Annotated in this window: 9 protein-coding genes; 2 read left to right on the top strand and 7 right to left on the bottom strand. The window is 66.9% G+C overall.

The window, feature by feature from the left end:
* Nucleotides 1–11 precede the first annotated feature (11 nt).
* Nucleotides 12–929, top strand: a complete 918-nt coding sequence (locus ACM61V_RS03960) for a DMT family transporter (RefSeq protein WP_137786884.1) — start codon at nt 12–14, stop codon at nt 927–929.
* Here ACM61V_RS03960 and ACM61V_RS03955 read toward each other — a convergent pair.
* The gene (locus ACM61V_RS03955) at nt 839–1,666 is read right to left on the bottom strand and encodes an NAD(P)-dependent oxidoreductase (protein ID WP_137786885.1); all 828 of its coding nucleotides are present in this window, start codon (nt 1,664–1,666) and stop codon (nt 839–841) included. The two genes, ACM61V_RS03960 and ACM61V_RS03955, sit on opposite strands and share 91 nt — an antisense overlap.
* The gene (locus ACM61V_RS03950; protein WP_137786886.1) at nt 1,663–3,300 is read right to left on the bottom strand and encodes a M28 family peptidase; all 1,638 of its coding nucleotides are present in this window, start codon (nt 3,298–3,300) and stop codon (nt 1,663–1,665) included. The genes ACM61V_RS03955 and ACM61V_RS03950 overlap by 4 nt, the downstream gene beginning before the upstream one ends.
* A gap of 79 nt (nt 3,301–3,379) precedes the next feature.
* Here ACM61V_RS03950 and pepN point away from each other — a divergent pair, with 79 nt between their 5' ends.
* A complete protein-coding gene (pepN, locus tag ACM61V_RS03945; protein WP_137786887.1) occupies nt 3,380–5,971 on the top strand; it encodes an aminopeptidase N in 2,592 nt (863 codons plus the stop codon).
* On the opposite strand, the gene ACM61V_RS03940 is transcribed toward pepN, so the two are convergent.
* The 5 genes from ACM61V_RS03940 to ACM61V_RS03920 form a co-directional block, all read right to left on the bottom strand.
* A complete protein-coding gene (locus tag ACM61V_RS03940) occupies nt 5,968–6,339 on the bottom strand; it encodes a tRNA-binding protein (protein WP_137786888.1) in 372 nt (123 codons plus the stop codon). The two genes, pepN and ACM61V_RS03940, sit on opposite strands and share 4 nt — an antisense overlap.
* Nucleotides 6,339–7,010: a glutathione S-transferase family protein gene (locus tag ACM61V_RS03935; RefSeq protein ID WP_137786889.1), complete on the bottom strand. Its 672-nt coding sequence runs from the start codon at nt 7,008–7,010 to the stop codon at nt 6,339–6,341. Before ACM61V_RS03935 ends, ACM61V_RS03940 begins: the two co-directional genes overlap by 1 nt.
* Before the next feature lie 103 nt (nt 7,011–7,113).
* Nucleotides 7,114–11,628, bottom strand: coding sequence for a glutamate synthase large subunit (gene gltB / locus ACM61V_RS03930; RefSeq protein WP_137786890.1), 4,515 nt, complete (start codon nt 11,626–11,628; stop codon nt 7,114–7,116).
* Nucleotides 11,625–12,203, bottom strand: coding sequence for a DUF2059 domain-containing protein (locus ACM61V_RS03925; RefSeq protein WP_137786891.1), 579 nt, complete (start codon nt 12,201–12,203; stop codon nt 11,625–11,627). Before ACM61V_RS03925 ends, gltB begins: the two co-directional genes overlap by 4 nt.
* Entirely contained in the window at nt 12,200–13,639 is a 1,440-nt protein-coding gene (locus ACM61V_RS03920; RefSeq protein ID WP_137786892.1) for an NAD(P)-dependent oxidoreductase, read from the bottom strand. Before ACM61V_RS03920 ends, ACM61V_RS03925 begins: the two co-directional genes overlap by 4 nt.
* Nucleotides 13,640–13,649 lie beyond the last annotated feature (10 nt).

Below are 13,649 nucleotides of genomic sequence, written 5' to 3'. Positions count from 1 at the left end.
AGGCGAACCTGATGAGCGACGCGATCCGGCCAAACTCCACCCGCGCCGCGATCCTCATTCCATTCGCCATCGTCACGGTGATCTGGGGCTCGACCTGGCTCGTCATCCGCGATCAGCTCAATATCGTTCCGCCGAGCTGGTCGGTCACCTATCGCTTCCTCACCGCCGGCATCGCGATGCTGATATGGGCGCTCATCAAACGCGAGCGTTTCGATTTCGGCGCGCGCGGCTGGGGCTTCGCGGCGGCGCTTGGCACGGGGCAGTTCGTGCTCAACTTCAACTTCGTCTATCGCGCCGAACAGCACATCACCTCCGGCCTGGTCGCCGTGGTGTTCGCGCTGCTGCTGGTGCCCAATGCCGCGTTCGGGCGCATCTTCCTCGGCCAGAGGCTCGGGCGCCAGCTGATCCTGGGATCGGGCGTCGCGATCGCCGGCGTCGTGCTGCTGTTCATCAATGAGGCGCGCAACGCCCCGCATGGATCCGGCGCGCCGATCATCGGAATCGCGCTCACCTGCTGCGCGGTCCTGGCCGCCTCCAGCGCCAATGTGATGCAGGCGACGGAGCTGGCGCGCCGCTATCCGATGATCGCCACGCTCGCGGCGGCGATGCTGATCGGCGCAGGGCTGGATGCGATCTGGGCGTGGGCGACGGTGGGGCCGCCGGTGTTCGAATGGCGCGCCGGCTATATCGCGGGCGTCCTCTACCTGGGGCTGGCAGGCTCGGCGCTCGCCTTTCCGCTCTATTTCACCGTGATCCGCGCGATCGGCCCGGCGAAGGCGGCATATTCCAGCGTGACCGTGCCGGTGATCGCGATGCTGCTGTCCACCGTTTTCGAGGGCTATCGCTGGTCGCCGCTGGCGATCGGCGGCGGGCTGCTCGCAGCCGTCGGCCTGGTCATCGCGCTTACCGCGCGCAGGCCGGCGCGGTAATCGGGATAAAACGGCACCCAGCCGAGCAGGCGCTTCGCCTTGCCATTCGCCACCCGCCGGTTCTCCGCGTAGAAACCGCGCGCCGCCGGCGACAGCGCGTCCGGCGAAACGAACGGCGGGGGCGGCATGCCGAGCAGCCGGGCGGCATAGTCGATCACGTCATTCTGGCTGACGGGCAGATCGTCGGCGAGGTTATACGCGCCGGGCGGCCCATCGAACCCGGCGATGACGCCGCTGGCGATATCATCGACATGCACGCGGCTGAACACCTGCCCCGCAAGGGCCACGCGATGCGCCGTTCCCGCGCGGACGCGATCCAGCGGCGAACGACCCGGCCCGTAGATCCCCGGGAGACGGAATACGCGCGCGTCGCGCGCCAGCCACGCCGCATCCGCAGCGGCCCGCGCCCCGCGCCGGCCGCCGCCGATCGGCGCGGTCTCGTCCACCCATCCGCCGCGCGTATCGCCATAGACGCCGGTCGAGGAGAGATACCCCAGGGTGCGCCCGCCGATCACATCGCCATAATGCGACAACACCGGATCGCCACCGGCTTCGTCCGGCGGCACGCTCGACAGCACGTGCGTCGCCGCCGCGACGCCGGCGCGCACCGCGTCCACATCGCCGAAGCGGATCGTGCCGTCGCGGCCGTCGCGCGTCGTCCCCAGCACGGGCCAGCCCCCCGCCGCGACGATCGCGCGCGCGGCGTAGCCGAGGCCGAACACGAACAGCCGGCTCACGACGCCATCGGCCCTTTGAAGAGCGTCCCGAAATAATCGCCCCTGTTCCACACGGGCCGCGCATCGGCATCGGCGATCTCGCGCGCGATGCGATAGTTGGCATCGACGAAACGCACCGCCTGATCCCACATGATCGGCAGGGCAAGATCATCCGACGGCTTGTGATAATGTCGCGACATGAACGTGGCCGTCGCGTCCTTGCCCGGCCCCTTTGGCCCCGGCCACAGAAACGCCGCGGGAATACCGCGCCGCACGAAATTGAAATGATCCGATCGCACGAAGATCGCATCGTCCGGCATCGGATCGGGCGAGACGGTTACGCCGATCGCGGCGGCCGCGCGCGCGATCACCGGGCCCAGCGTCGATCGATCGCCGCCGAACGCCACCAGATCCTCGAACCTGTAAGTGAGGATCGACATGTCGAGGTTCACGTTGGCGACGATATCGCCGCGTGCCCCGGCCGGATGCGTCGTGAACCAGGCGCTGCCGATCAGCCCCTTTTCCTCGGCGGTGAAGGCCACGAACATGATCGTCCGGCGCGGCGCCCTTTCCCGGAAGCGCTTCGCCTCCTCGATCAGGCTGGCGATGCCGATCGCATCATCGAGCGCGCCGTTGTTGATCGTATCCCCGTTCGCATCGGGCGCGGTGACGCCGATATGATCGAGATGCGCCGACAGAACCACCACCTCCTTGCCAAGCACCGGATCGGTACCTGGCAGCACGCCGACCACATTGGATGATTGCGCCTTGTCGAATGCGCTCGCCGTCTCGATCGCGAGCGTGCCCGGCAGCGATTGCGGCGCGTAATGCGGGATCTTCTTCGTCGCCTCCCTTGCGAGCGCCGCCCAGTTCATCCGCGCGCCGGCGAACAGCTTCGCCGCCCCCGCTTCGCTGAAGGTGGCGACGATCGGGATCGGGCTGGACTGATGGCCGGCGCCATCCGCCTCGGCATAGACCATGCGCGGCTTCGCGGTGCTATCAAATGTCTGCCTTGCCGCGCCGCCCGGCATTTTGAGCTGGATCACGCCGACCGCGCCCCGCGCGGCAGCCGCCGCGGCCTTGACGTCGATGTCGCCCAGATACGCGCGTTCCTCCGCGTTCAGCATGCGCGGCGCACCGGGAAGTACCGCGACGATCTTGCCCTTCAGATCGAGCCCGGCGAAATCGTTGCGCCCATTGCTGCCACCCGCGACGCCATAGCCCGCGAACACCACCGGCGCCTCCAGCGATACCGCCGCGCGGGCGGGATCGGGCAAGGCGGCATAGTCGGTGCCCGCGACCAGTGTTTCGCGCTTGTCGCCGACGGCGCGCACGACGCGGCTTTTCCCCGTGGTGCGATAGCTGACCAGCGGCACCGCCTGGAGATAGCCGCCATCGTCGCCCCCCGGCCGCAGGCCTGCCGCGTAGAACCGCGCGGCGACATATTGCGCGGCGATATCATATTCGCCGCTCCCCGCCTCACGCCCCTTCATCGCGTCGGAGGCGAGAAACATCACATGGGCCTTGATCGCCGCCTGATCGGGCGGCAGCGGCGCGTCGTTCGCGGCGGTTGGCGCATCCTGTGCGATGGTGACTGTCGACAGCGGAACAAACGCGATCAGGCCCGCGCGAGCCAGCAGGGAGAAAACTCTCATACAGGGGGCGGACTATCATTCCCCCGCGCCTGCGCAAGGTTTCGATGGAACCACCGATCTTCCGGGCTATATTTCCCGCATGATCGACGCACAGACCGCCGCCGCCCTCCCCGCCGTCACGCGGCGCGAGGATTACCGCCCGCCCGCGTGGCTGGTGCCGGAAGTGGCGCTCGATTTCGATCTCGATCCCGAGCGGACGATCGTGAAGGCGCGCTTCCGCGTCACCCGCAACGGGGTGCATGGCGATCCGCTGCGGCTCGACGGCGCGGGCCAGGCCCCGCTGGCGGTGCTGGTGGATGGCGTTGCGGTCAATGACTGGCGGCGGGAGGGCGACGATCTCGTCATCCCGCTGACCGGCGCAGTGCATGTGATCGAAACGGAGGTGGAGATCGCCCCCGCGCACAACACCCAGCTGATGGGGCTCTATTCCTCCGGCGGCAATCTGTGCACGCAATGCGAGGCGGAAGGATTCCGCCGTATCACCTATTTCCCCGATCGCCCCGATGTGCTCGCCACCTATCGTGTGCGGATGACCGCGGACAAGGCACGCTTTCCGGTGCTGCTGGCGAACGGCGATCCGATCGCGTCGGGCGATCTTCCGGATGGCAGGCACTGGGCCGAATGGCACGATCCCTATCCCAAGCCGACGTATCTGTTCGCGCTGGTGGCAGGCGATCTGGCGGTCAACCGGGGCACGTTCGTGACGCAATCGGGGCGCGAGGTGGCGCTGGGCATCTGGGTGCGCGCCGCCGATCTGTCCCGCACCGATCATGCGCTCGATGCGCTCAAGACCGCGATGGCGTGGGACGAGCGCGTCTATGGCCGCGAATATGATCTCGACGTGTTCAACATCGTCGCCGTGGACGATTTCAACTTCGGCGCGATGGAGAACAAGGGGCTGAACATCTTCAACAGCCGCTATGTCCTCGCCGATCCCGACACCGCGACCGATTACGATTACGACGCGATCGCCGCCGTGGTGGCGCACGAATATTTCCACAACTGGTCCGGCAACCGCGTGACCTGCCGGGACTGGTTCCAGCTTTCGCTGAAGGAAGGCTTCACCGTCTATCGCGACCAGAGCTTCTCGGCCGATCAGGGCTCACCCGCGGTGAAGCGGATCGAGGATGTGCGCGGCCTGCGCGCCAGCCAGTTCCCGGAGGATTCCGGGCCGCTCGCGCATCCCGTGCGCCCCGAAAGCTATATCGAGATATCCAATTTCTACACCGCGACGATCTACAACAAGGGCGCCGAGCTGATCCGCATGATGGCGACGATCCTCGGCCCGGCGAAATTCCGCGCGGCGACCGACCTGTATTTCGCGCGGTTCGACGGGACGGCGGCAACCTGCGAGAATTTCGTCGCCTGCATGGAAGAGGCGGGCAACGTCGATCTCTCGCGTTTCCGCCTGTGGTATTCGCAGGCCGGCACCCCGCGCATCTCGGCGAGCATCGCGCAGGACGGGGGCCGGGCCACGCTGCGGCTCGCGCAGCATGTCCCGCCGACGCCGGGCCAGCGCGACAAGCAGCCGATGGTGCTGCCACTGAAGCTGCGGCTGTTCGGCGCGGAAACCGGCCGGCCGCTGACCGACGAACGGCTCGTGCTGCTTGAATCGACCGCGGAGACGATCGTGTTCGATGGCATCGGAGAGCGCCCGGTGCTGTCGGTCAATCGCGGCTTTTCCGCGCCGGTCGTCATCGAAAGCGATCGCACCGCCGCCGATCTCGCTTTCCTCTCCGCGCATGATGACGATCCCTTCGCCCGGTACGAGGCGATGCAGCAGCTCATGCTCGACACGCTCGTCGCCGCGACGGTGGAAAGGCGCGCGGATCACACGGCGGTGATCCGCGCGGTGGCGAACACGCTCGCCAACGCGGGACTCGACCGCGCCTTCGTGGCGGAGGCGGTGCTCCTGCCGTCCGAAAGCTTCGTCGGCGATCAGCTCGCCACCGTCGATCCCGATGCGATCTTCGCCGCGCGTGAGGCGCTGCGCCGCGATATCGGCACCGCGCTCGCCGCCGAATGGCGTGCCGCCTATGAAGCGGCCGGCGACGAGCCTTATGCCTACAACCCCGACGCCAAGGGCCGCCGCCGGCTGCGCAACGTCGCGCTCAATTATATCGCGGCGAGCGGCGCGACGGATGCCGCCTCCATCGCCTTCCGCCAGTTCGAAGCCGCCGATAACATGACGGACCGGCAGGCCGCACTCACCACCCTGGTGAACAGCGACTGGGACGAGCGCGAGGCGGCGCTCGACGTGTTCCACCACCGCTACGCCGACAATCCGCTGGTGCTCGACAAATGGTTCCAGACGCAGGCCTTGTCGAGTCGCGCCGATACGCCGGGGGCGGTGGCGCTGCTTGCCGAGCATCCCGATTTCACGCTCACCAATCCCAATCGGGCGCGCAGCCTGATCGGCGCATTCAGCGTCAACCAGCGCGCCTTCCATACGGCGGGCGGCCACGGCTATCGCTTCGTTGCCGATCAGCTCATCGCGCTGGACCGGATCAACCCGCAGACCGCCGCCAAGCTGCTGCCGCCGCTCGGCCGCTGGCGCCGTTTCGACACCGATCGCGCCGCCGCGATGAAGGCCGAGCTTGAGCGGATCGTCGGCACGCCGGGCCTGTCAAAGGATCTGTTCGAGCAGGCATCGAGAAGCCTGGAGGGCTAGAACAGCCGCCCGCCGTTCGGCACGGTCGCGCTCGGGCCGACCAGCATGACCTTGCCGTCCACGTCGGGGAAACCGAGCGTCAGCACCTCGCTCATCATCGGGCCGATCTGGCGCGGCGGGAAATTGACGACGGCGGCGATCTGCCGCCCGACGAGCATATCGGGCGTATAATGGTCGGTGATCTGCGCGGACGATCTGCGCACGCCCAGCGTCGGGCCGAAATCGATGCTCAGCCTGAAGGCGGGCTTGCGCGCCTCCGGGAAGGGATCGACCGCCACGATCGTGCCCACGCGGATATCGACCTTCAGGAAATCGTCGAAGCCGATCATGGCGGCGGCATCCGCCGCCGGATCATGGTTGAGATGCATCAGAAATCCGGGTTCTCGTAATAGGATGGCGGCTCGATGCCGCGCATCCGCTCCGCCAGCAGCGGGCGGAAGCTTCGGCGGCTCTTGAACGCGGAATACCATGCCTTGGCATGGGTATGCCCGCTCCAGTCGATCCCGCCGAGATAATCAGCCACCGAAATCTGCGCGGCGGCGGCAAGATCGGCGAGGCTGATCGTCGCGCCGGCCATCCATTTGCGGTGATCGAGCAGGAAATCGATATAATCGAGGTGCCCGATCGCGGACTTCATCGCTTCGCGCAGCCGCGACGCATCGGGCGAGGCGCGATGGACGATCCGCTTTATCATCCGCTCCTGCAACAGCGGCCCGGTGACGTCACGATAGAAATGCGCGTCGAACCATGTCACCAGCCGGCGGATTTCGGCGCGATTGGCGGCGGTGCCGTTTATCATCTGCGCCTTGTCGACCGTTTCCTCGAAATATTCGCAGATGCCCATCGAATCGATCAGCAGGATATTGCGCGTCGGATCGGCCATCACCGGCGTCTGCCCGGCCGGGTTCATATCCATGAATTCGTCGCGGCGCGCCCAAGGTTCCTCGGGCACGAGTTCGTAGCCGACGTCCTTCTCGTTGAGCAGCGCGCGAACCTTGCGGGTGAACGGACACAAGGTGAATTGGTAGAGCTGCCACATGCGCCCATCCATAAGCCGAGCGACGCCGGTGCGGCAACGCCGCTCGACGCGGAATTTCTGGCGGTCGGCGCGCGATCGCGATCGCTATGCCGACCGCCGCGGTTTACTCCGCCGCCTCCAGCACCTCATTGTCGTCCAGCGGGTGCGACAGGCGGCTCAGCATCTCCTTCGGCACGACCTGCCAGAAGTGGCCCGCGACGCGATCCCAATCCTCGAGGATGCCGCGCGACCATTTGCTGTCGGTGACCCGCGCATGCTCGCGGATCAGATTCTGGAGCACGCTCTGCCAGTGCAACGCGGCGATCCGCTGCCACACGATGTTTTCCGGGTTGGCGCGGCGCGCGAACGTGCCGGCGGGATCATAGATGAACGCCATCCCCCCGGTCATTCCGGCGCCGAAATTCGCGCCGACCTCCCCCAGCACGACCGCGACGCCGCCGGTCATATATTCGCAGCCGTTCGCGCCGCAGCCCTCGACCACCACGGTCGCGCCCGAATTGCGCACCGCGAAGCGCTCGCCCGCCTGCCCCGCCGCGAACAGGCGCCCGGAGGTGGCACCGTACAGCACGGTATTGCCGATGATCGTGTTGTCCTGACTGGCAAGCGGCGAGGACACCGCCGGCCGCACCACGATCACCCCGCCCGACAGGCCCTTGCCGACATAATCATTGGCATCGCCGAACACCTCGAGCGTCACGCCCTTCACCAGGAACGCGCCCAGGCTCTGACCGGCCGATCCGCGCAGCCGGATCGTGACATGATCGTCGTTGAGCGTATCCATGCCGAAGCGCGCGGTGATCTCGCTCGACAGCCGGGTGCCCACCGCGCGGTGCGTGTTGCGCACCGAATAGGTGAGCTGCATCTTTTCCCCGCGCGAGAACACGGCCGCCGCATCCTTCAGGATCTGCGCGTCGAGGCTGTCGGGCACTTCGTTGCGGAACGTCTTGAGGCTGAAGCGCCGCTCGTCGTCCGCCGCGTCCACCTTGGCCAGGATCGGATTGAGATCGAGATCGTCGAGATGCTCCGCGCCGCGATTCACCTGGCGCAGCAGCTCCGTGCGCCCGATGATCTCGTCAAGGCTGCGCACGCCCAGCCGCGCCAGGATGTCGCGCACCTCCTCGGCGATGAAGGTCATCAGGTTGATGACCTTCTCCGGCGTTCCGACGAACTTCTGGCGGAGCGCCTCGTCCTGCGTGCAGACGCCGACCGGGCAGGTGTTAGAATGGCATTGCCGCACCATGATGCAGCCCATCGCCACCAGCGACAATGTGCCGATGCCGAACTCCTCCGCGCCGAGGATCGCGGCGATCACGATATCGCGCCCCGTCTTGAGGCCGCCGTCGGTGCGCAGTTTCACGCGGCCGCGCAGGCCATTGAGGGTCAGCACCTGATTGACTTCGGACAGCCCCATCTCCCACGGCGTGCCCGCATATTTGATGCTGGTCTGCGGGCTCGCGCCCGTGCCGCCGACATGGCCGGCGACGAGGATCACGTCCGCATGCGCCTTCGCCACGCCGGCCGCGACCGTGCCGATGCCGGCCGACGAAACCAGCTTCACGCACACGCGCGCGCGTGGATTGATCTGCTTCAGGTCGTAGATGAGCTGCGCCAGATCCTCGATCGAATAGATATCGTGGTGCGGCGGCGGCGAGATCAGCGTCACACCCGGAGTTGCGTGGCGCAACTTCGCGATGAACTCGGTCACCTTGAAACCCGGCAGCTGCCCGCCCTCGCCGGGCTTGGCCCCCTGCGCGACCTTGATCTCGATCTCCTCGCAGGCGTTGAGATATTCGGCCGTCACGCCGAACCGCCCGCTCGCGATCTGCTTGATGACCGAATTGGCGTTGTCGCCATTGGCATAGGGCGTGTAGCGCGCCTTGTCCTCGCCGCCCTCGCCCGACACCGCCTTGGCCCCGATCCGGTTCATCGCGATCGCCAGCGTCTCGTGCGCCTCCGGGCTGAGCGCGCCCAGCGACATGCCCGGCGTCACGAAGCGCTTGCGGATTTCCGTGATCGGCTCCACCTGATCGACCGGCAGCCCTTCGGACGGGAAGTTGAACTGCAACAGATCCCGCAGGTAGATCGCCGGCAGATCGGATACGCCGCGCGAAAACTGTAGATAGGTGGAATAGCTGTCGGTCGACACCGACGTCTGCAACAGGTGCATCAGCTGCGCCGAATAGGCGTGCGGCTCGCCCGTATGCCGCTGGCGATAGAAACCGCCGATCGGCAGGTTGACCACCGCCTCGTCGAACGCCGCTGCGTGCCGCTCGGTCGCGTTGACATGGAGCGAGGCATAGCCCTCGCCCGAAATCTTCGCCGGCATCCCGGGGAACAGATCGTTGACGAGCGCGCGGGACAGGCCCACCGCCTCGAAATTATAGCCGCCGCGATAGCTGGAGATCACCGCGATCCCCATCTTCGACATGATCTTGAGCAGCCCTTCCTCGATCGCGGTGCGATGCCGCTCCAGGCATTGCTCCAGCGGCAGTTCGCCGAACAGCCCGCGCGCGTGACGATCCGCGATCGCGGCCTCGGAGAGATAGGCGTTCACCGTCGTCGCGCCGACGCCGATCAGCACCGCGTAATAATGCGTGTCGAGGCATTCCGCGGTTCGGACGTTGATCGACGCATAGGAGCGCAGCCCGCGCCGCACGAGATGCGTGTGCACCGCCGCCGCCGCCAGCACGCCGGGGATGGCGACATGCTCCGGCCCGATATGTTCATCGGTCAGGAACAACTCGCTGCGCCCCTCGCGCACCGCCTGTTCCGCCTGGTTGCGGATGCGCTGGATCGCGGCGCGCAGCCTTTCCGGGCCGCCGTTCGCCTCGAACGTACAGTCGATCTCTGCCGCCGCGCCGCCGAAATATGCCTTGAGCCGCCCCCAGGCAGCCGACGTGAGCACGGGCGAATCCATCACCAGCACGCGCTCGCGCCGATCCTCGGTATCGAGGATATTGGCAAGATTGCCGAACCGCGTCTTGAGCGACATCACGTAGCGTTCGCGCAGCGAATCGATCGGCGGGTTCGTCACCTGCGAGAAATTCTGCCGGAAGAACTGGCTGATGAGGCGCGGCTTGTCCGAGATGACGGCGAGCGGCGTATCGTCGCCCATCGATCCGATCGCCTCCTTGGCGGTTTCGACCATCGGCGCGAGGATCAGCTCCATATCCTCCAGCGTCTGCCCCGCCGCGACCTGACGCCGCGCCAGCTCCGCGCGATCATAACGCGGCACGCTGTCCGCAGGCGCGGGCGGCAGATCGCCCAGCGTGGCGAAATTGCCGATCATGGCGGCATAATCCTGCTCGCCGGCGATGCGATCCTTGATCTCGCGATCGTGATAGACGCGGCCCTCGGCCAGATCGACCGCCACCATCTGCCCCGGCCCCAGCCGGCCCTTGGCGGTGATCGTCGATTCGGGCACCACGACCATCCCGCTTTCGGAGCCGACGATCAGCAGGCCGTCGGCCGTCTCGGTATAGCGCAGCGGGCGCAGCGCGTTACGGTCCATGCCCGCCACGGCCCAGCGGCCGTCGGTCATCGCCAAGGCGGCCGGGCCGTCCCAAGGCTCCATCACGCTGGCGAGATACTGGTACATGGAGGCATGCGCCGGGGGCACATCCTCCTCGCCGACCTGCCACGCCTCCGGCACCAGCATCAGCTTGGCGGTCGGCGCATCGCGGCCGGAGCGGCAGATCGCCTCGAACGTCGCATCGAGCGCGGCGGTATCGCTCGCGCCCGCGGGGATCACCGGCTTGATATCCTCGGAATGCTCGCCGAACGCGATCGATGCCATGCGGATCTCGTGGCTGAGCATCCAGTTCTTGTTGCCGCGGATCGTGTTGATCTCGCCGTTATGCGCCAAACAGCGGAACGGCTGCGCCAGCCACCATTGCGGGAACGTGTTGGTGGAATAACGCTGGTGGAAGATCGCGACGCGGCTCTCGAAGCGCTTGTCGACAAGGTCCGGGTAGAAAACCGACAGGCTTTCGGCAAGGAACAGGCCCTTGTAGATGATCGATCGGCAGGAGAGCGAGCAGATGTAGAAGCCCTGGATCTGCGCCGCGATCACGCGCTTCTCGATCCGCCGGCGGATGAGATAGAGGTTCTTCTCGAACTCGGCGGCATCCACGTCGTCGGGCATCGGGCCGGCGATCATGATCTGCTCGATCTCGGGCCGCGTCTCCTGCGCCTTGCGCCCGATCACCGACACATCGACCGGCACCTGCCGCCAGCCATAGATCGTGTAGCCCGCTTCGATGATCGCGCTTTCCACGATCGTGCGGCACGTTTCCTGCGCCCCGAGATCGGTGCGCGGAAGGAAGATCATCCCCACCGCCAGCCGGTTCGGCTGCACCTTGTGCCCGCCCGCCGCGATCGCATCGTCGAAAAAGCGGATCGGCAGATCGACATGCAACCCCGCGCCGTCTCCGGTCTTGCCGTCGGCATCCACCGCGCCGCGATGCCACACCGCCTTGAGCGCATCGATCGCCGACTGCACGACGCGGCGCGACGGCCGCCCGTCAGTGGCGGCGACGAGCCCCACGCCGCACGCGTCGGATTCGAACTCCGGGCGATACATCCCATGGGTGGCGAGATAGGTGCGCTGGTCGGTCATGAGTTCTTGTTCCGGTCTTCGGGCAACATTTCCTGGCGGATGCGTTCGAAGGCGTGCTTGCCGGCATCGGCCCCGGCCACGCCGCCCAATTCCCGGCCGGCGGCGCCCATCCTGGCCTGGATTTCCGGCATCAGCCTGAGCGCTTTCGCGCCCGCGCCGCTAGCATAGAACGCCGCGATCGCGTTGAGCTCGTCGGTGGTGAACGCCGCCGCATATTCGGTGGCCGCCCGCGCCATATAGGCGGGGTACTGTCGTTTGATCGCGACCATGAACTCCTGCGACAGGATCGCGATCATCCGGTCGTGATTCTCGGGCGCGCGGGAATTGAGCGTGTCGATGATGCCCTTGCTGGCCGGATTGCTGGCCATTTCGCCGATCACGGCCTTCGCGAAAATCGGCGCGAGCTGGATGAACGTTCGATCCAGCGTCGCCTCGACGCCCATCTGCTTCAACAGCCGCTCCGCAGCGGCCTGACGCGCGGGATCCGGCGCGGCGACCGGCGTCGCGGCGGGCTGCGCCGCCGCAATCGCGGGCACGCCAGCCACTGCGAGCGCGAGCAGTGCGCGCAACATCATGCCGCCACCTTTTCGCGCGCGGCCTTCGCCTTCAGCCACTTGTGCATATTGGCCGAGACATCGCGGCCATCGCGGATCGCCCAGACCACAAGGCTTGCGCCCCGCACGATGTCCCCGGCCGCGAATACGCCGTCGAGGCTGGTCATCAGCGTCTTTCCGTCCACCAGCACGGTGCCCCAGCGCGTCACGCCCAGCTCGGGCGCGCCCCACAGCCGCGGCAGTTCCTCCGCGTCGAAGCCCAGCGCCTTGATGACGAGATCGGCCGGAAACGACATCTCACCGCCCGGATCGATCTCCGGCGCGCGCCGCCCGCTGGCATCCGCCGCGCCCAGCCGCATCCGGCTGGCGCGCACGCTCGTCACCCGCTCGCCATCGAACGCCAGCGGCGCGGAGAGCCATACGAATTCCACGCCCTCCTCTTCGGCGTTGGCCACCTCGCGCTGGCTGCCGGGCATATTGGCGCGATCGCGGCGATACAGGCATTTGACGCTCTTCGCGCCCTGCCGGATCGCGGTTCGCACGCAATCCATCGCGGTATCGCCGCCGCCGACCACCACCACATGCTTGCCCGCCGCATCGAGGCTGCCGTCGTCGAACGCGGGCACGACATCTCCGAAGCTCTTGCGGTTCGACGCGGTGAGATAGTCGAGCGCCTCCAGCACGCCGCCCGCGCCGCTGCCCGGCACATCGATCGCGCGCGCGCGGTACACGCCGGTCGCGATCAGGATGGCGTCATGCCGCTTGCGCAGATCGTCGAGCGTCGCATCGCGGCCCACCTCGAACCCCTGATGAAAGACGATGCCGCCCGCGCGCAGCCGTTCGACGCGGCGCATCACGACCGGTTTCTCCAGCTTGAAGCCGGGAATGCCGTAAGTCAGCAGACCGCCGGCGCGATCATAGCGATCGTAGACATGCACCTCATAGCCATAGCCGCGCAGATATTCCGCCGCCGCCAGACCCGCAGGCCCCGCGCCGATCACGCCCACCGACTGGCCGCGCGCCGGCCCGGGCTTCAGCGGCTCGACCCAGCCCTCCTCCCAGGCGGTGTCGGTGATGAATTTCTCGACCGATCCGATCGTCACCGCGCCATGGCCGGAGAATTCGATCACGCAATTGCCCTCGCACAGCCGATCCTGCGGACAGATGCGGCCGCAGATTTCCGGCATGGTCGAGGTGCTGTTGCTCAGTTCATAGGCTTCCTTGAGCCGGCCTTCAGCGGTCAGGCGCAGCCAATCTGGAATGTGATTGTGAAGTGGGCAGTGCACCGAACAATAAGGCACGCCGCATTGCGAGCAGCGCGACGCCTGATCTTCCGCCGTGGGCACGGCATAGCGATCCGCGATCTCGCGAAAGTCCGCCGCGCGCGCCTCCGCGTCGCGCTTGCCAGGATAGGATTGCGCCGTCCCGACGAATCGAAGCATCTTTTCCGCTGCCATAAATCCTCCG

This window comes from Sphingomonas sp. TX0543 (genome assembly GCF_048565505.1).
Lineage (GTDB): Bacteria > Pseudomonadota > Alphaproteobacteria > Sphingomonadales > Sphingomonadaceae > Sphingomonas.
This window is presented reverse-complemented; position numbering and strand designations above follow the sequence as displayed.